Source organism: Roseofilum reptotaenium CS-1145, assembly GCF_028330985.1.
Classification (GTDB): domain Bacteria; phylum Cyanobacteriota; class Cyanobacteriia; order Cyanobacteriales; family Desertifilaceae; genus Roseofilum; species Roseofilum reptotaenium.
Genome location: NZ_JAQMUE010000068.1, coordinates 25,875 through 43,567, shown reverse-complemented (window position 1 = coordinate 43,567; position 17,693 = coordinate 25,875). Strand labels below are relative to the sequence as shown.

The window sequence follows — 17,693 nt, the reverse complement described above, 5'->3', positions numbered from 1 at the left end:
GTCAGAATGAGCGCGAAACTCTCTCAGCTTTATGAAACCGATTTTAATTTGTGGATCGAGCAAACTGTAACGTATTTAAGAAAAGGAGATTTAGACGGCCTGGACATAGAAAACCTAATCGAAGAAGTTACCGATATGGGACGGAACAATAAACGGGAGATGTTCAGTCGCTTAAAAGTTCTATTGATGCATTTGCTGAAGTGGAAATATCAATCGGAAAAACGGACAAATAGCTGGCTAAATACAATTGACGAGCAACGAGAGCAATTAGAGCTTCTGTTAAAGGATAGTCCGAGCTTAAACCCTTATTTTACCGAGATTTTCTCAGAATGCTATCCAAAAGCAGTGCGCGCTGCGGTTAATGAAACTAATTTGCCGAAACAAACATTTCCGACTGATTGTCCTTTTACGCAAGAGCAAGTTTTAGATATGGATTATTTTCCGGAAGATAACGCTCTACAGGAAGATCTCGATTAACCTTGTATATTGATAGAAAGAATGGAAAATGCGATCGCACTATTCCCAATTTTTCTAGAGTGCGATCGCTCCCTTCACAATTTCAGTCCAAAGACTTAATTAAATGTAACGCGATATTGTTGACATGATGCAGAGAAGATTATATCTTGATAGTCATAACTCTGAGTTTTAAGTCTCAGGAAAAATTGCTGATATCAAGGGCAAAGAATTATGAAAACTAAAAAGATGACTCCGGTAACTGTGGCTCCGGTGAAGCGCGAAAATGCTGCTACGGTTTCTCGTGATGGAAATGCGATCGTAGCACCCCTCGTTTTTGGTCCTCAGGAGAGAGAGGATGGTTTTTACCTGACTTTTGCAGGTGATGATGCTGAGTAGTTCTCTTAAGCCTATCACTCACCTCAAAAAAGGTTAAAACTCTTTTTTCCACCAGCCATGAGAGAAGAGGCAGGGAACAGGGGAAAGCACCAACGATTTCCCCTATCTAGAACCTGAAGTTGCTAGAACCATCTAAGGAACATTACCACAAATTACTAGTATCCTAACGGCACTATGAAACTTCCCAAACAATCTCCCCCTATCAAACGTCCCCACTTTGTCAAAATCTATGAATGCGTCGATGTCATTCACGGACGGGGTGATGACTTACTCCACATCCGCATGGACTTAATGCACGGCGCAAATTACAACGATCCGGCACAATTTCAATATCCTCCCTACAGCACTCTGAAAATGTCTTGATGGGGACGTTAGACGATCGCCAATCTCGCATTCTCTCATAATTAAGGAGCAGTTGAATCATGGCAGAAGCCAAAGGAAATCGCAAAAAAGCAAACGCGAAAGCGGCTAAAACCACAAAGGAAGAAACCGCAAGCCAAAGCCCATCGAGCGAACCCGAACAATCTTATATTCTGGCCACTGGATTAGAAGACTACGGTCGCTGGAAAAGTATGTTTAAAGACCATAAGCGGGACAAAAACGAAAAGCCATTTCGTCGCGGTCGCATTTGGTGTTAAACAGAACCATGCAGATGTTGCAGAACCCAGATAAGGATTGAGACATTAAACTATGCCCGATTTAACCGATATCGCCGGACTCTCTGCCCTCCGCTCCCAAACCCAAGGCGATCGTCGCATTAAAATTGCCGTTCTCGATGGTAAAGTAGACCTAGAACGCGCCTGTTTCCAAGGGGCAAATCTCACCCGGTTTGAACCCTATTGGACAGAAGAATTTGCGATCGAAGCGCAGCATTTTCAATCCTTTCTCGAAATCGAAAGTAGCGGCAAAAGCGAGGACGAAAAAGGGGAAATGATGGTAGCCGCTATCCCCGATAAAAATATCCGCGCCAGCCTGCATTTACAGTTTCACGCCAACCATATTATTAGTACCATTTGCGGACAACCGGATTCTCCCGTGGAAGGGATTGCCCCAAATGCAACCGTAATTAATATTCCCATCGCTTATAGCAACGACGATTTTATTAATCCTCTCAACCTGTCCCGCGCCATTAGCACTGCCATCGAGCAGGGAGCCAACATCATCCACTGCGCCGTTTGTCACCCCACCCAAAGCGGACTCGCTCACGAATTTATCGACAAAGCCATTCGTCAAGCCCAGGATAATAATATTCTCGTCATCGCTCCAGGAGGGAACGATAAAGGCGAATGTTGGTGCGTGCCAGCAGTCTTAGACAATGTCCTCACTGTAGGAGCAATGAAAGACACGGGAGAACCGTTTAAATTCAGTAACTTTGGCGGGAAATATGCCAGTCAAGGCATCCTCGCCCCAGGAGAAAATATCTTAGGAGCGCAACCGCGAACGGACGAACCTATTCGTAAAAAGGGAACCAGTTGTGCCGCTCCTATTGTCACGGGAACCGCAGCCCTATTAATGAGTTTGCAACTGGAAAAAGGAGCTGCACCAGATGCCGAAGCAGTACGAGCTGCTTTAACCAATAGTGCCATTCCCTGCGATCCTGAAGAAGTGGAAGAACCAGAACGCTGTTTGTTGGGAAAAATTAATATTGCTGGGGCTTACGAACTGTTGACTGGAGAGCCATTAGCGGAAAAAGCAATAGTGGCAAATTCCGAAAGTGAAACTATCTCTACTACGGAAAATGCGATCGCACCGAGCAACGAAACCCCCAGCGAAAGTTTACCCCAAACCCCTCTTTCCACTCCAGAAACCAACGACGAAACACCAAACTTACCAGAGAATACTGTTGTTTTAACCGGAAATGGATTAACCCACCCAGTTTCTCCCAGCAGCGTCACCCCCAGTCAACGTTCCAACCTAGTGTATGCTTTGGGAACCTTGGGCTATGATTTCGGTACAGAAGCACGCCGGGATACGTTCAAACAATTTATGCCTGCGGCAGTCGTTGGAAATACGCAAGTTCCGGCAAATCCCTACGATGCCCGGCAAATGGTCGATTATCTGGAAACCAATCTTTCGGAAAGTAAATCTCTTATTTGGACGTTAAATATAGAACTCACGCCAATTTATGCGATTAAACCCGTAGGCGCATTTGGTGCCGACATCTATGAAACGATGCAATATATGCTAGCGGGTCAAGTTTTAGCCGAAGATGATGAAGATTATATCGAACGGGTGAGTATTCCCGGTACATTAACCGATGAAACCGTCAGACTCTTTTCCGGGCAAGTTATCCCAGTGCTGAAGGTGAATAGTCCCAGGGGAATGTATGGCTGGAAAGTGAATACATTAGTCGAATCTGCCTTGCAAGCCGTGAGTGCAGAACAAGAAGCAGCCGATGAAGCAGCTATGCGTCGCACTTTATCTAGCTTCCTCAATCGAGTGTACTACGACTTGCGCAACTTGGGACAAATGGCAAAAGATAGGGCGTTGAATTTCGCTGCTACCAATGCTTTCCAAGCGGTGCAAACCTTCTCGGAAGCCGTTGCCATCGGCATGGAGCTGCACAGCATTGATGTGGAAAAAAGCCCCTTCTGTCGCTACGGGAGCGAATGTTGGGATGTAAAATTAAAGTTCTTCGATCCGGAAAACGCTCGCCGCGCCAAACGGGTGTTTCGGTTTACCATTGATGTGAGCGATCGCACTCCGGTAACTTTAGGAGAAGTGCGATCGTGGGCTGTTTCCAAATAATATGGAATCGCTTGAATCTAAAGATTATGCAGGCTGATCGTTGGTGACACAATGGATACCGCCTCCTGAATCGAAGATCGCTTCTGCATGAATCAAGTGAATTTGGCGATCGGGAAAGAGAAATTCCAGTTCAGATTTTAATGCAGCGTCAATCCTCTCCTCTCCTTCCCCCATTGCTAAGACAAATCCGTTACCGACCAACCAGTTCGGATTACCGGGATAGCGAACCACCTCTAATCCTGCTTCTTTAGCTGCTCTTGCTAAATTCCGTTCCGTCTTTGAGCGATCGTAATCTGCAACCATCAAGGTATTGCGGTCAACAAACCGTGCAATCCCATCAATGTGACCTGTGGTTCCATCATCTCGGTGATGTCCATAAGCCCAGATAATGGTGTGAACCCCAAAAGCTTGCTTGAGAATAGTTTCATGTTCCCTTTGAGTCATTCCAGGATTGCGATCGTCCTGACAATCCCAATTTAGCACTAATGTCCCTGCGCCATTGAATTCTAAATTGCCTTTTTCTAACACATAATCTTGATAATCTTCAATGGGCAAACCCAAGTATTCTCCAATATAAATGGGAACTTGATTATCATTTTTGTACTCAATATCTGGGCCAAAGTTCCCTCCCCAGGCATCAAATCTCCAATTTTGAATCCACAGATCGATTCCATCCGTCACATAAATGGGCCCATTATCCCGCAACCAAGCATTATCTACGGGCACAATATGCCAAGTGATTTGGGTATTGGGAACTCCTTTTTTTAACAAAAATTGTTTGGCTCTCCTTTTTTCAGCCTCACTACTGGTCAACAGGTGAACCGGTTCGTAATCTTGAATAATATCAATAATCTGGGCAAATTCTGGGCGCATCTCTGACTCATAAGCACTTGGCCATTGCATCCATGTACCTGCATGGGTTTCCCACTCCGCAGGGACTCGAATTGTTGGGTTAAACTCGTGCATTTCTTTTCCTCCACTGGACAGACAACCCAGTAGCGTAAACAAGAAGACACCGATCAATAGTAGCCTATATTTTTTGAGTTTCATGAATGATTAAAGATATAGATAATTTATAATTTAAGATATCTTTCATATTATCATAGTGGTCAATGTTATGATGGGTAAAGACTCTATTTTCCATTCCTGATAACTATGATTGCAGCTAAAGATAATTATCCCCATCTCACTCCTGAAGAGTATTTCACTTGGGAAGAAGCACAACTAGAAAAGTATGAATATATAGAAGGTCAAGTTTATGCCATGGGAGGCGGCAGCGTCAATCATGGGCGCATTGGTATCCGATTTACGGCCATGTTTGAGGCTCATTTAGAAGGAAGTGGTTGTATTACAGGCAATTCCGATATCAAGATTAATATGCTTGAAACCCAGAACTACACTTATCCCGATGCTAGTGTTACCTGCGACGATCGCGACAAAAACACCCCTAACTCTTTCACTTATCCCTGCTTAATTGTGGAAGTTTTATCTCAAAGTACGGAAGCCTACGATCGCGGTGGGAAGTTTAGGATGTATCGCCAGAATCCCGCCTTAATCGACTATTTACTGGTTAGTTCGACTCACATAGCCATGGATTTGTATCATAAAAATGATGCCGGAGAATGGATCATTATCAACTATCAAGAAGGGGACACCATAGAACTCACAAGTATTAACCTCCGTTTTCCCATTGAACAAGTGTATCGCGGCCTGAATTTAACGCCAGAAGCTTGAGTGATTTCCCCCTAGCGCTCTCATCCTCCAATCTGGGACATGGTGCGGGTGTAAACGCCTTCTGTACCCGATTCCCGTTGTTTGAAATTAATCTCTGGTTTAATCTGTAAGAGATCGGCGACTTGTTGGCGTAATTCGGTTAAAGGAACCTGCGATCGCAACTCGCTTTTGAGATCGATCTGTCCAGTTTCATTGAGCAGACAGGGACGCAACCAACCATCAGCCGATAACCGCATTCGATTACAGCGATCGCAAAAACACTCGGACATCTGACTAATAAACCCCAATGTCCCCTGAGCGCCAGGAATTTGGAACACATCTGCCGGCCCATTTCCACGCACCTCACCCTCTGTAAGTCCCCAACACTCCCGAATTCTTTGGCGTAATTCCTCCGAAGGTATCCAGGCTCGCTTGGTAAATAAATGACCATTGCCAATAGGCATAAACTCGATAAATCTGACATGCCATTGGCGATCTAGAGTTAATGCCGCTAAATTTAATACCTCATGGTCATTCACCCCAGGAATCACTACCACATTCAATTTTAAGGGGTTGAACCCTACTTCATATGCCTTCTGAATCCCTGCCCATGTTCGTTCCCAGCGACTTTTACCCCGATTTCCGATAATTTTGTCAAATGTCTCTGGTTCTAGGGAATCAAGACTAATATTAATCCGCCTCAAACCGGCATCATACAGGTCTTGCGCCAAGGTATCGAGTAAAAATCCATTCGTAGTCATGGCTAAATCTTGGGTTTGGGGCAGTTGGGCAATTTGTCGCACCAAATCCACCACTCCCGGACGCAGTAAGGGTTCACCTCCGGTTAAGCGAAAGCGGGTAAAACCAAGGGGAATAAAAATCTCTTTTAAGAGGGTAAGAATCTCGTCAGATGTGAGGAGATTTTGACTTAAGATATAGTTGAGTTCTTCACCCGCAGGCATACAATACTCGCACCGAAAATTACATCGGTCAATTAGGCTGATGCGGAGGTAATCTACAGTATTCATAGATAAGGTTGTCTATCTAGGGACGCGAATGGGTTGGAATTAAAATAGCACAAACTCAGATTATGGATTCCATGATACAATATTATTAGTTTAGTGATTCACCCAAAAGTTGTGGCCAAGGATCGGTTTCATCAAGGGGTTAAGACAGCGCTTGTTAAAGATGGGTGGAATGTGACCCACGATCCACTTCAGATGAAAGTGGGCGGTGTAGAGATGGAAATTGACTTGGGAGCAGAACGATTAATCGCAGCAGAGCGAGGAAATGAGAAAATTGCAGTTGAAGTCAAAAGTTTTTTGGTTACTACATCTACAATTTCAGAGTTTCATACAGCCCTGGGTCAGTTTATTAACTATCGGGCGGCATTACATATTCAAGAACCCGATCGTATTTTGTATCTAGCTGTACCCGATCGCATCTATAACCGATTCTTTCAACTTGATTTCCCCGCTTCAAGGCTACAAGAAAATTCTGTCAAACTTATTGTTTATAATGTTGAATTAGAGGCGATTTTACTATGGAAGAACTGAGCGATAAATTAACCCACTATCAACAAATTGTGCAGCAACTGCTCATCGATTACGCAAAAGTTAAGCCAGCTTATGGTGAGATTGAAGTTTTAACTATTTTTGACACCGAGCGAAATCACTATCAAATTGTCCATCTCGGTTGGCTTAATGAGCGCTGGGTACATCATTGTGTCATGCATATGGATATCCGCAATGAAAAAATCTGGATTTTTGCTAACTCAACCGAGCATGATATGGCAGCAGATTTAGTTGACTTGGGTATACCTAAACAGGATATCGTTTTCGGTTTTTTCCCTCCTATTATGCGAGAAATGACCGATTATGCAGTTAACTGAAAATCTTTTGACATTAAATTTAGATACTGTTAATCTCAGTGATGAGCAATTTTATCACTTATGCCAAGATAACCGCGAATTGAGCTTTGAACGAACGGCACAAGGAGAATTATTGATTATGCCACTCGTAGGAGGCGATAGTGGAAAACGAGAAGCAGATTTAATCACTGATTTGGGAATTTGGAATGGACAAACTGACCTGGGTTATACCTTCAGTTCCTCGACTATATTTAAGCTACCCAATGGTGCGGATCGTTCTCCAGATGCTGCTTGGATTCGCCGGGAACGCTATTTAGCTTTAACTCCCGAACAACGACGCAAATTTCCACCCATTGCGCCCGATTTTGCGATCGAATTAAGGTCGGCAACGGATAGTTTAGACCAGTTGCGTGCCAAAATGAGGGAATATATGGATGCGGGGGTACAATTGGCATGGTTGATTAATCCCCAACAGCAACAAGTGGAAATTTATCGGCCACAAAAAGAGGTAGAAGTGCGAAGTTTGCCTACAGAGTTATCTGGCGAATCCATATTACCTGGATTTAGTTTACATCTGGATTTTTATGATTGATGTCGCTCATGGCTTCTTTCAAGGTTTGGGTTAAATTAATGGCTGTCATGGGTTCATTGCCATCGCTACTGACCATAATGATACTGCGGGTTTTAGTGTCGATCGCCTCGCAGTCGATCGCCACCGAGACAGTAGGACTGACGGCTAACACGCGAGTGTCATTGACATTTAACACCGGAACCTCGGTAGAGGCGATCGCCTCTTCTGCTCTCTGCAAACAAGCCGAAACTGACAGATCTAACCATAATTTTTCGTAGTATAGCGTTGGCCCTGCCCAAGCGACGAAGGGAGATCCAAGAATAAGAGTGCTAACACTAGCACCGATCCAATAGGAAACAGTTTTCATAGTTATTGGGGGTTACATCAAGTTCGGGTAATTCATTCAAGGGATAGGTAGGGTTAGCAGGAGAAGGGGAGATCGTTGTATATTCCCCCATCCCCCTATCCCCCTATCCCCCTATCCCCCATCCTGTTTTAACACTGGGCAATACCTTCGGCCCGGGCTGCTTGTTGCACCGCAGCAGATACGGCAGTAGCAACGCGAGAATCGAATACAGAAGGAATGATATGATGGGGACTCAGCTCAATGGGACTGACTAAAGAGGCGATCGCCCCTGCTGCTTCAATGCACATTTTGCGAGTAATACTGCGGGCGCGGCAATCTAAAGCACCTCGGAAGACCCCAGGGAAGGCTAAGACATTATTGATTTGATTCGGATAGTCACTGCGTCCGGTAGCCATAACTGCTACGCGATCTGTGACTAACTCTGGTTGAATTTCCGGAATGGGGTTAGCCATGGCAAACACGATCGCATCTTTAGCCATCGTACTTACCATTCCTGGGGTCAGCACCCCTGGTACACTCACCCCAATAAACACATCGGTATTTTTCATGGCATCGGCTAAAGATCCCGACTCCGCCACGGCAAACTCCTGTTTAGCCGCGTTCAAATCTGACCGTTCGGTAGACACAATGCCCTTCGAGTCACACATGATGATGGTTTTGGCTCCTGCTTCTTGCAATAGATGGGCGATCGCCACCCCAGCCGCTCCGGCCCCATTGATCGCAATTCGCACCTCTCCCAGGCTCTTTTTCACCCATTTCAGGGCATTATAGAGCGCCGCTTGAGTGACGATTGCCGTTCCATGTTGGTCATCGTGGAAAATGGGAATATCCAACTCTTCTTTCAAACGACGCTCAATTTCAAAGCATCGGGGAGCGCTAATATCTTCCAAATTCACTCCACCAAATACAGGAGCCATCCGTTTTACCGTTTCAATAATCTCTTGGGTATCTTGGGTATCCAGACAAACCGGAAAGGCATCGAGTCCACCAAAATCCTTAAACAGCATGGCTTTTCCTTCCATCACCGGCAGCGCACCTAAGGGGCCCAGATTTCCCAATCCTAGGACAGCACTACCATCAGTGACAATGGCAACCGTATTACTTTTAATGGTTAAATCAAAGGCTTTTTCTGGATTTTCGGCGATCGCCTTACAGATCCGACCGACTCCAGGAGTATAAGCCATAGCCAAGTCAGACTGACCTTTAATGGCTATTTTGCTATCAATGGTAATCTTCCCACCTTTATGCAGATCGAACGTTTTATCCGACACATCCAGGACTTCAACATTCGGTATGGCTTTAATCCCTTGGACAATCTCCTCTGCTTGTTCCGTAGAGCCAGCATCAACCGTAATTTCCCGCAGCGTAAAATCAAGGGTGCGTTCCAAAAGATTAATTTCCCCTAAACTCCCTCCAATAGATGCGATCGCCCCAGTTACCTTAGCTAAAGCTCCGGCACGATTTCGGAGTTTAACCCGAATTTTGACGCTAAAACTAGAGCTAGGATTCAATTTAGTGGTGTGAGATGGCTCAGTCATGAATTTCCTCTCATTCAGTGATTAGTGTTGCCGCGATCGGTTATGGCGATCGTCACTTAGAATACCCCATAATCAATTAAAAATTAAAAATTTTCATGTCGGCGACAGCCGAAAAAATTAAAAATTAAATGGGATAGGGGGTTGGGGGTGAGGGCTATACCTCATGCAATAGAGAAAGGTTATACAGGAGCTACAGAGCTACCTTCACCCCTTTCCCGTCGGTTGGGTTGAAGGCAACAATTGCTAATCGATTATGCAAAAGTTAAGCCCAGTAAAAGTCCCCCTTGAAAAGGGAGATTTAAGGGGATCGGTCTCCACTTTATTCACTGAAGAAATGTTATAATATTTATTCCTATACTGAGGCAGTATAAGATAGTGACTACAAAATCTGCTCCCACACAACAGCCAGTCATCCCAGGAGGAAGAATCATTTTAACTGGAGTAAGCTGGTTAACATTTACCACCTTGCTGGCGGAAGTCGGAGAAAATCGTGCTTGTCGATTTGCTTATGATCAAGGAGTGTTAGAAATCAGGATGCCTTTAGAAGAAAATGAAGAACCCAAAAGACTGATTGAGAGCTTTGTAGAAGCGTTAGTCGATGAGTTAGGAATTGAATTGAGAAGCTTGGGATCTTTAAGTTTGAAGCGAGAAGATTTAAGTCGTTTTATTGAACCCGATACTTGTTTCTATATTCAGAATGAAGCTCTAGTCAGAGGCAGAAGTATTAATCTAACTGAAGTTCCACCCCCAGATTTAGCAGTCGAGTCTGACTATACCCATTCCTCGATCGATAAAGCATCCATTTATGCAGCGCTGGGAGTGCCGGAACTATGGAGATATACGAAGGAAACTCTGGAAGTTTATCAACGGGTTGATGGAGAATATCAAAAGTCGGATAAAAGTCTAGCTTTCCCGTTTTTACCGGTGGATGAAATACCCGGTTTTATCAAGCAGAGTAAAGCGGTTGGACAACGATCTGCGGTGCGGTTGTTTCGGGAAAGAATTAGAGAAATTCTCGATTAAGCAATCGCAAGACCTCTATTGCTCTTATGCTTCAAAAAAGTTACACTGAATCAAATGCCCAAGGATACTGCGGATGCAAATCCCAACATTAGCTCCTAAACCACAGCAAGTTCCCCCAGAAAATTGCATCATTTTGCGCAATGTAAGCTGGTCAACATATCAGGCAATCATAGCAGATGTTGGCGAGGATCGGGCGTGGAGAATTGCTTATGATAAAGGAGTGTTAGAACTGAGGATGCCATTACAACAGCATGAAGTCCCTAATCGACTAATCGCACGTTTTATTGATACTATCGCCGATGAATTAGAAATTGAGGTGATGGATGTCGGTGCATTGCTCTTAGAACGAGAAGATTTAAGCCGTGCTATTGAGCCAGATACTTGCTTTTATATTCAGAATGAAGCTGTAGTTAGAGATAAAATCATTAAACTGCCTAACGATCCGCCTCCAGATTTAGCAATTGAGTCAGATTACACTCGCTCATCCCTGAAGAAATTTACGATTTATGCAGCATTGGGGGTTCCGGAACTGTGGAGATACACGAAGGAAACTGTGCAAGTTTATCAACTGGTTGAGGGAGAATATCAACGGTCGGATAAAAGTCTGGCTTTCCCATTTTTACCTTTGGATGAAATCCCCGGTTTTATCGAGCAGAGTAAAGTGGTTGGACAACGGTCTGCGGTGCGGTTGTTTCGGGAGAGAATTAGAGTAATTTTGGAGAGCCAGTCTACATAACGTTTAGATTTAGTCCGTTTTAAGACTGGTCATGGCGATCGCTGCTTGCAGCTCTGTCTGCTCAATGATATAATTGACACACTCTACCATGAGCTAGAGTAAGCTTGTAATAATTAAGCTTGTAATGATAATTTAAACCTAAGATGAAAATACCCTCCTTATTAACCTGTGGAATTTCTGCTGTAATGAGTTCTTTATTCGTGTTAACTCCAGAGAAAGTACATGCTGTGATTGAGAGGGCGGAATTTCGTCATGTGCAAGCCGAAGTTTCCTATGACCAAAAGGAAGATGATTTTCGAGTTTTAAATTTACGCTTAAAACTTATTCGAGACGGTAAAATCATCTTAAATCAGCCTATCCCTACCCGAAGTAAAGAATTCGATCGCCCCTACTTTAGAGAAAACGATCCTTCCTCTTGGGTTCAAGATTTGGATGGAGATTCAGAACCTGAAATAGTCCTGACTTTCTTTACCGGTGGCGCTCACTGTTGTTTCTATTCCTTCATCTACCGCTACGATCGAGCATCTCAAAACTATACTTACATGACCCATGACTGGGGAGATGGAGTCGCTATACCTAGCCTTAAAGATTTAGATGATGATGGCATCATAGAATTTTACAGCCGTGATTCTCGTTTTGCTTATGCATTTACCTCTTATGCTGATTCTGCTTTTCCTCCACGGATTTGGCAATATCATCAAGACAGTTTGAGAGAGGTAACAACTCGTTTTCCTGAAGAGATTGATAGCTCTGTCACTCAACTCTGGGAATCTTATCAAACCCGAAAGGAAACATATGGAGATGAGCCATCTAATGTTCGGGGAATTTTGGCTGCCTATTTAGCAACAAAACATTTACTCGAAGAAGCAGAAGATGGCTGGCAACGGATACAGCAAGTTTATCTCCATGACGATCGCAGTTCATTTTTTGTGGATTTACGTATATTTCTACGAGAAACTGGATATATCAGTGATGCTCGAAACCCGATCTCGCCAGAAGCGATCGATTTGTGGACAGATCGTTTTTTCTATAGTGTCAATCCCCAACTGTCAGAGCGCAAAATTCGGCCGGATGAAACAGAGTATGTCAGAGAATGGAATGCCATTCAAAGTGTGATGCAAGCGCTTCTAATCCCTCACAATCATAACTGTGAGAGTGGACTGGCTAATTCAGCACTGGCTAATTCAGCAGGCCTTGCCAATTATGATAGTGTATCTCGTAATGGAGTTAACTTATCAAGCAAGGATTTAGATCGGGTTGCTGATGCGATATTTTATCTTCGGAATCCAGAATTTGGCGATCGCCAAATTCAACCAGGGGAAACCAGATTAGCAAATGAATGGCTACGCATTAGGAGAGGAGTGAGTCGATTGCATCCTTGTGATTAAGATCTTAGACAGGAGTAGAGGAATTTTATGCTCATAACCAGCAAGGTTTTTCGGGTGTAGTAGTGCGATCGCGAACATCTGCAAAAATTTCATCAATTTTTGTCGATCGGTCATTTTAAGCAATATTCATAATTTCCACAATTATTTCTCCTTGGCACAATTGCTCTAACGCATCAGGTAAAGTCGCCGTCAACAATTCTCGCAAGTTGCGGTTAGTCTCGGAAAATCAGTACGTCGTGCAGCAAAGATCAAACAAGCTTGAATATCGGCTCGTTCTAGATCGGGAAAGTCCTCTAAAATTTCAGTAACGCTAACATTTTCTGCTAACATTCCTAAAATATCGGTGACGCGAATTCACATCCCTCGAATACAGGGACGACCGCCACATTGACCGGTATTTTGCGTAATTCGGTTCAGTAATTCAGGCGTTGAACTCATAGTTTTTTTAGGCTGAATGAGTGATTGTTTTGTGTAATTAATTATAGCCTAGAAGCAGTTTAACTCACTATAACCTCATCTGGAACTGGGCCGAAACGTTCCTCAACCCAACCTACACTATGACTGACTTAATCTAGTTATATCCTAAACTCAAGGTGAAATAGTATGGGTGAGGGATGGTGGGGGCGATCGCCGTCAAGCTAGAGTATGATACAATAAAAACAACTCACATATCAGGGAAAACATGGGCATTCGACAGCAGGCAGAAGAGGCTAGAAAAAAAGCCTATCAGAAAGTTATCGCCACCAAACTTCTGGATGGAATCGATCAGCTTTTTAATCGAGCATCTTCTAAACGGCGATGGATTTGGGAATTACTGCAAAATGCTAAAGATGTAGCGCATGAGGAAGTTAAGATTGAAATTATCTTGACTCAAGACTATGTGGAGTTTAAGCACAATGGCAATCCCTTCTCGATTGAAAATATTACCTACTTAATTGAACAAGTTTCCAGTAAAGAGCGCAAACGGGAAGACAACCAAACGCCTAAAACTACAGGAAAATTTGGCACAGGCTTCATGACGACTCATTTGCTTTCCCGGAAGGTTAAAATCAGTGGAGTTCTGAAAAATCAGGAGGATCAAATCTGTGTTTACAAGCCATTTAATATTCTTCTCGATAGAAGTCCAACTGACTTAGACGAAATGATTGAAAATGTTGATGCTGCGTTTTCGATCTTTGAAGCTATTGATAGCGATCGCTCTTATCCCCCCATAGACAACTATCAACCCAACCAAACCTGTGATACTTGCTTTCGTTATGTATTAGATGAAGCTGGTTTTAAAGTCGCTCAAGCAGGTATTCAGGACTTGCATCACGCGATCGCCTATGCACTCGCTTTTATCCCTACCATTACCTCTGTCACGGTATCCGATCGAACTCAAGATGTAACCTATCACTATCAAACTCTTGAGCGTCATCAAATTGATACCCTGTTGCTTGTGACAATTGTACAACAAAAGACTAATTCCGCACAACAGCAACAAACCATCGCTTGCTTATCCAATTCCCAGCAAACCCTTACCCTTGCGGTTGAAGTCAAACCACGAGACAATCAGGTTTATTCGATTCAAGAAATTCCCGATGAAATCCCAACCCTTTTCTGTGAATTTCCTCTAATTGGTTCCGAAACTTTTCCCTATCCCGTCGTCATCAATAGTCCCTTATTCAATCCCACCGAACCCAGAGACGGTATCTTACTCAATCCCGATAATCCCATCAAAACCCCTCAAAATAAAGAGCTTTTAGAACAAGCCAACTTACTTTATGCTGAGTTACTCCATTTAGTCAGTTCCAATTGGCATCAGGTTCACTTATTGGCAAAATTGAAAAATACGGCTAAAATTCCCGACAATATTGACGAACCTTGGTATAACTCTAAAATTTTAGATGATTTGGTCACTCTACTCAGTAATACCACCTTAGTAGATACGGTTTCAGGAATCAGAATCATCCTCAAAGAGGCTCTAATACCTAGCTACAAAAGTAGAGCAAAAGTTCAACACTTTGCCCAGTTAGCCTCTGATTTTTATCCCGAATACTTACCTCAACCCGAATATATTCTAGATTGGCACGACATCCTAAAATCAGCTTTAGGTCAGAAATTGTCAGAGGATATTAAATACACTTTTGAAGATTTTCTAGAAGATATTCATAGACTCAAAACGGTTGAGGCACTGGCAGAACATCTCGATTGGAATATCGATCGAACTCTGGAATGGCTTAACTCTGTACTTCAATTTGTTAGAGACCATCATGAAAAGTTGCTGAGAAAATATTGCCTTCTCCCCAATCAAAAGGGTAGATTAATCAATAAGGAAGGATGCTACATTGACAATCGCATTCCAGAAGAACTGAAAGATGTGATGGAAATGCTGAGTTTACCCTGTCGAGAAATTCTCTTAGATCGCAGAATCACAGGGTTTGAAAATCAGATCGATCGCAAGGATGTCAAAAATATTTCTGATGAAATTAATGCATGTATTAAAGCGGCAAGTAATAAAGAAGACACTTCAGATTATTGGAACTTAAGTCGCCCAATATATCATCTAATCAGCTATTTTCTTACCTCAGAAAATGAAACCTCTACAAAACATCAGATTTGGGAATTTTCCCGTGATTTTTATCCTGGAGAAATTCCCGATAAAACCTATTTACAAAATTTGGTAGGTTTTTCATGGACTCTAGTTCATGAATGGATTTTTAGCTCTATTGCTGTTGATATTGAAAACCAGGAAAATTTGGACAGCTTAGTGAAATATTTTGACTGGGAGCAAGATAGAGTAATTTCATGGCTAGATCGGTTTGTTTGTTTTCTTCATCAACAAGATAAAAAAATCTTTCAAGACTATTCTCTTCTTCCCAATCAATGTGGGAAATTTATGCTTAAGGAAGAGCTGAAGAAAGATGAGGATATTCCGGAAGAGTTAAAAGAAGCACTGGAAATGCTGACTTCTGACTATTGGAATGATTTTCTATTAGATAAGCGATTTCCTAATGCTGAAACTCTATTTCATAAGGAAGAAGAGATCAAAACGATTAAAGATATTGCCATAGATATTGATGGAGCGCTAAAAACTTGGGAGAGAGAAGATAAAACTGGAGATTCTCAATTTACCAGGGTAATCACTACATTAATTGAATGGTCTAATTATCAATCCGATGATTTGCTCGATCGGATATTCCCTTACTTTTATAGTAATAGAGCTAGTCTATTTCTGAAGACATTGAGTGATACGGAAGTCAGTACCGACATCTTCAAAATTCTCAATCACCAGGACAAACTATCGGCATTAAGTCGTTTGGCAGAAAACCCAGATGTGTCTGAGCAAGATCTAGAAGATTTTGCCCAAAATTCACAGCAATTCAAAGCATTTCAAGTTGTGAGACAGGAAATGACCGATCGGGAGTTTGAGAGTTTTAATCTTTTAGTGAAAGAAATATCTTTAGATGAAGTCACGTTAGATGAAGTAACTGAGTTAATCGAAAATAAAGAAAAAATATCGGCAGTCAATCTTTTACAAGATGCGGTGGAACTTGGAGAGTATTCCAGCTTGATATTTGCCTTGCATGAATTGGGAGTTTATGAAGCAGTCATGCATCTGTTTATTAAACCCAAATCAGTTCGATCTTCAAAAAAATTAAGTGTTCTTACTATTCCATATTTACCAGTTAGTAATGTTAATTCTTATAAACAAGATATTGCTGCTATTGGCCGAGAGGGAGAAGATTTTTTGTATCATCAGTTGGTTGAAAATTTTGGTGAGAGTCGCGTCATTTGGCTTAACCAAGAGACTGAACAGCGCCAGCCCTATGATTTTGTGATTCTTGATGAACAGGGTGCAGAATATTTGTATATTGATGCGAAAACCACTGTGACAGATGAATCTCAGTGCGATCGCGTCCCGTTTTACGTCAGTCAAGCAGAATGGACGTTTTCCGAGCAGTGCGATTACTATTATTTGGCTCGTATCTTTGGTATTCGCGCATCCAATCCGAAAATCAAGTTTCTTCAGGTTGTACGATTGCTACAATAAAAGTCTATGTTTTCCGTTCAACCGCAACGCCATGACTTCCGTAGACTTCCAAGATGAATTTGATGATGAATCAGAAACATAACCTCTCTAGCATTAGAGGAGATTTAAGCACCCAAAAAACCCACTTTCTGACCCTTAGCCCCAAAATTAGCTAAAATGTCAACAACCCCTAGACCCCAACTCAAAAATGACTCAAACTATTGATATCACTGGACTCACTCCAGGACAAATTGAGCAAATTTCTCTGATGATAGAAACCTTTAAAACGCGAAATCAACAGCAGAAGCAATTAACCCCAGAAAATCCCTCAGAATCTGACCTAAATTCCTTGTTTTTTGCCAGCGAAATTCTCCAGCCCTTTAATCGGACGATGCTTTATGGCAACAGAAGCTAAACGAATTTATCTGGACACGAATATCCTCGCTTATGTTGCTAATATCAAAGCTCCTCAACATCAAGCTGCCTTAGAAATATTTAGACCTACCGACAGGGAAATTTTGTGTGTTTCATCTCAGGTTTTAGCAGAATTTTACTCTTATATTACTAATCCGGCTATTTTAGCCACACCTTTACAGCCAACAGAAGCAATTATCCGCATTAAACGGATTTGTCAGATGCCCCATATCTGCTTGCTGTCAACTCCGGTGGATCTCTTTGAGAGTTGGATCGCTTTATTGGAAGAGCGTCCTGTCACCAATGGAGGAGTCTTTGATTTACTTCATATTGCCATTATGTTAGCCCATCAAATTAGCACAATCTATACTTTTAATACCAAGGATTTTGCTTGGTGTTCTCAAATTGAGGCTATCGATCCGAGCAAGTTGAGATCATAACGAAAATCAAGTTTCTTCAGG

General features: G+C 42.6%; 19 protein-coding genes and 1 pseudogene. 15 read left to right on the top strand and 5 right to left on the bottom strand.

Translation table 11 applies throughout. The annotated features are described in order from the left end of the window. Positions 1–6: 6 nt before the first annotated feature. The 5 genes from PN466_RS11155 to PN466_RS11135 all read left to right on the top strand — a co-directional run bounded on the left by PN466_RS11155 (position 7) and on the right by PN466_RS11135 (position 3,600). Complete coding sequence (locus PN466_RS11155; RefSeq protein ID WP_271939706.1) at positions 7–477, top strand: DUF29 domain-containing protein; 471 nt, start codon at positions 7–9, stop codon at positions 475–477. A 210-nt stretch (positions 478–687) separates the two neighbouring features. Continuing rightward, positions 688–852, top strand: a complete 165-nt coding sequence (locus tag PN466_RS11150) for an anacyclamide/piricyclamide family prenylated cyclic peptide (protein WP_271939704.1) — start codon at positions 688–690, stop codon at positions 850–852. 174 nt (positions 853–1,026) lie between these two features. After that, complete coding sequence (locus PN466_RS11145) at positions 1,027–1,215, top strand: cyanobactin biosynthesis system PatB/AcyB/McaB family protein (RefSeq protein WP_271939702.1); 189 nt, start codon at positions 1,027–1,029, stop codon at positions 1,213–1,215. Between the two features lie 59 nt (positions 1,216–1,274). Next, the gene (locus tag PN466_RS11140) at positions 1,275–1,490 is read left to right on the top strand and encodes a cyanobactin biosynthesis PatC/TenC/TruC family protein (protein ID WP_271939700.1); all 216 of its coding nucleotides are present in this window, start codon (positions 1,275–1,277) and stop codon (positions 1,488–1,490) included. Positions 1,491–1,542: 52 nt separating this feature from the next. Further along, positions 1,543–3,600 (top strand): S8 family peptidase, encoded by a 2,058-nt coding sequence (locus PN466_RS11135; RefSeq protein ID WP_271939698.1) that lies wholly within the window; start codon positions 1,543–1,545, stop codon positions 3,598–3,600. Positions 3,601–3,624: 24 nt separating this feature from the next. On the opposite strand, the gene PN466_RS11130 is transcribed toward PN466_RS11135, so the two are convergent. Next, on the bottom strand, positions 3,625–4,566 hold the full coding sequence (locus tag PN466_RS11130) for an agmatine deiminase family protein (protein WP_271939696.1): 942 nt from the start codon (positions 4,564–4,566) through the stop codon (positions 3,625–3,627). A gap of 189 nt (positions 4,567–4,755) precedes the next feature. On the opposite strand from PN466_RS11130, the gene PN466_RS11125 reads away from it, so the two are divergent. Continuing rightward, the gene (locus PN466_RS11125; protein ID WP_271939693.1) at positions 4,756–5,334 is read left to right on the top strand and encodes a Uma2 family endonuclease; all 579 of its coding nucleotides are present in this window, start codon (positions 4,756–4,758) and stop codon (positions 5,332–5,334) included. A 20-nt stretch (positions 5,335–5,354) separates the two neighbouring features. Here the strand turns inward: PN466_RS11125 and moaA are convergent, their stop codons facing one another. After that, entirely contained in the window at positions 5,355–6,341 is a 987-nt protein-coding gene (gene moaA / locus PN466_RS11120; RefSeq protein WP_271939691.1) for a GTP 3',8-cyclase MoaA, read from the bottom strand. A 111-nt stretch (positions 6,342–6,452) separates the two neighbouring features. Here moaA and PN466_RS11115 point away from each other — a divergent pair, with 111 nt between their 5' ends. From PN466_RS11115 to PN466_RS11105, 3 genes are read left to right on the top strand one after another with little or no spacing between them, the layout of a single operon-like run. Then, complete coding sequence (locus PN466_RS11115) at positions 6,453–6,869, top strand: XisH family protein (protein WP_271939689.1); 417 nt, start codon at positions 6,453–6,455, stop codon at positions 6,867–6,869. Beyond that, complete coding sequence (locus PN466_RS11110; RefSeq protein WP_271939687.1) at positions 6,857–7,204, top strand: XisI protein; 348 nt, start codon at positions 6,857–6,859, stop codon at positions 7,202–7,204. The genes PN466_RS11115 and PN466_RS11110 overlap by 13 nt, the downstream gene beginning before the upstream one ends. Further along, a complete protein-coding gene (locus tag PN466_RS11105) occupies positions 7,191–7,775 on the top strand; it encodes a Uma2 family endonuclease (RefSeq protein WP_271939686.1) in 585 nt (194 codons plus the stop codon). Before PN466_RS11110 ends, PN466_RS11105 begins: the two co-directional genes overlap by 14 nt. Here PN466_RS11105 and PN466_RS11100 read toward each other — a convergent pair. Together PN466_RS11100 and PN466_RS11095 are read right to left on the bottom strand one after the other, a co-directional pair. After that, positions 7,747–8,121 (bottom strand): hypothetical protein, encoded by a 375-nt coding sequence (locus tag PN466_RS11100; protein WP_271939685.1) that lies wholly within the window; start codon positions 8,119–8,121, stop codon positions 7,747–7,749. The genes PN466_RS11105 and PN466_RS11100 overlap by 29 nt on opposite strands. 128 nt (positions 8,122–8,249) lie before the next feature. After that, complete coding sequence (locus tag PN466_RS11095; protein ID WP_271939683.1) at positions 8,250–9,659, bottom strand: NAD-dependent malic enzyme; 1,410 nt, start codon at positions 9,657–9,659, stop codon at positions 8,250–8,252. A 372-nt stretch (positions 9,660–10,031) separates the two neighbouring features. Here PN466_RS11095 and PN466_RS11090 point away from each other — a divergent pair, with 372 nt between their 5' ends. From PN466_RS11090 to PN466_RS11080, 3 genes are all read left to right on the top strand, one after another. Next, positions 10,032–10,682: a Uma2 family endonuclease gene (locus PN466_RS11090; protein ID WP_271939732.1), complete on the top strand. Its 651-nt coding sequence runs from the start codon at positions 10,032–10,034 to the stop codon at positions 10,680–10,682. 73 nt (positions 10,683–10,755) lie between these two features. Next, a complete protein-coding gene (locus PN466_RS11085) occupies positions 10,756–11,418 on the top strand; it encodes a Uma2 family endonuclease (RefSeq protein ID WP_271939681.1) in 663 nt (220 codons plus the stop codon). Positions 11,419–11,561: 143 nt separating this feature from the next. Then, positions 11,562–12,806 (top strand): hypothetical protein, encoded by a 1,245-nt coding sequence (locus tag PN466_RS11080; RefSeq protein ID WP_271939679.1) that lies wholly within the window; start codon positions 11,562–11,564, stop codon positions 12,804–12,806. A gap of 189 nt (positions 12,807–12,995) precedes the next feature. Here the strand turns inward: PN466_RS11080 and PN466_RS11075 are convergent. Further along, positions 12,996–13,244, bottom strand: a pseudogene (locus PN466_RS11075) (DUF433 domain-containing protein). 244 nt (positions 13,245–13,488) lie between these two features. Here PN466_RS11075 and PN466_RS11070 point away from each other — a divergent pair. The 3 genes from PN466_RS11070 to PN466_RS11060 all read left to right on the top strand — a co-directional run bounded on the left by PN466_RS11070 (position 13,489) and on the right by PN466_RS11060 (position 17,672). Then, positions 13,489–16,839, top strand: coding sequence for a DUF3883 domain-containing protein (locus PN466_RS11070; RefSeq protein ID WP_271939677.1), 3,351 nt, complete (start codon positions 13,489–13,491; stop codon positions 16,837–16,839). A 187-nt stretch (positions 16,840–17,026) separates the two neighbouring features. Further along, positions 17,027–17,233, top strand: coding sequence for a hypothetical protein (locus tag PN466_RS11065; protein WP_271939675.1), 207 nt, complete (start codon positions 17,027–17,029; stop codon positions 17,231–17,233). Further along, positions 17,217–17,672 (top strand): type II toxin-antitoxin system VapC family toxin, encoded by a 456-nt coding sequence (locus PN466_RS11060; RefSeq protein WP_271939673.1) that lies wholly within the window; start codon positions 17,217–17,219, stop codon positions 17,670–17,672. Before PN466_RS11065 ends, PN466_RS11060 begins: the two co-directional genes overlap by 17 nt. The last annotated feature ends 21 nt before the right edge of the window (positions 17,673–17,693 follow it).

Coding starts and splice junctions, on each gene's coding strand:
- PN466_RS11150 (WP_271939704.1), top strand. CDS start 688: ATGAAAACTAAAAAGATGACTCCGGTAACTGTGGCTCCGGTGAAGCGC.
- PN466_RS11135 (WP_271939698.1), top strand. CDS start 1,543: ATGCCCGATTTAACCGATATCGCCGGACTCTCTGCCCTCCGCTCCCAA.
- PN466_RS11060 (WP_271939673.1), top strand. CDS start 17,217: ATGGCAACAGAAGCTAAACGAATTTATCTGGACACGAATATCCTCGCT.
- PN466_RS11140 (WP_271939700.1), top strand. CDS start 1,275: ATGGCAGAAGCCAAAGGAAATCGCAAAAAAGCAAACGCGAAAGCGGCT.
- moaA (WP_271939691.1), bottom strand. CDS start 6,341: ATGAATACTGTAGATTACCTCCGCATCAGCCTAATTGACCGATGTAAT.
- PN466_RS11080 (WP_271939679.1), top strand. CDS start 11,562: ATGAAAATACCCTCCTTATTAACCTGTGGAATTTCTGCTGTAATGAGT.
- PN466_RS11155 (WP_271939706.1), top strand. CDS start 7: ATGAGCGCGAAACTCTCTCAGCTTTATGAAACCGATTTTAATTTGTGG.
- PN466_RS11095 (WP_271939683.1), bottom strand. CDS start 9,659: ATGACTGAGCCATCTCACACCACTAAATTGAATCCTAGCTCTAGTTTT.
- PN466_RS11125 (WP_271939693.1), top strand. CDS start 4,756: ATGATTGCAGCTAAAGATAATTATCCCCATCTCACTCCTGAAGAGTAT.
- PN466_RS11105 (WP_271939686.1), top strand. CDS start 7,191: ATGCAGTTAACTGAAAATCTTTTGACATTAAATTTAGATACTGTTAAT.
- PN466_RS11070 (WP_271939677.1), top strand. CDS start 13,489: ATGGGCATTCGACAGCAGGCAGAAGAGGCTAGAAAAAAAGCCTATCAG.
- PN466_RS11110 (WP_271939687.1), top strand. CDS start 6,857: ATGGAAGAACTGAGCGATAAATTAACCCACTATCAACAAATTGTGCAG.
- PN466_RS11130 (WP_271939696.1), bottom strand. CDS start 4,566: ATGCACGAGTTTAACCCAACAATTCGAGTCCCTGCGGAGTGGGAAACC.
- PN466_RS11065 (WP_271939675.1), top strand. CDS start 17,027: ATGACTCAAACTATTGATATCACTGGACTCACTCCAGGACAAATTGAG.
- PN466_RS11145 (WP_271939702.1), top strand. CDS start 1,027: ATGAAACTTCCCAAACAATCTCCCCCTATCAAACGTCCCCACTTTGTC.
- PN466_RS11085 (WP_271939681.1), top strand. CDS start 10,756: ATGCAAATCCCAACATTAGCTCCTAAACCACAGCAAGTTCCCCCAGAA.
- PN466_RS11100 (WP_271939685.1), bottom strand. CDS start 8,121: ATGAAAACTGTTTCCTATTGGATCGGTGCTAGTGTTAGCACTCTTATT.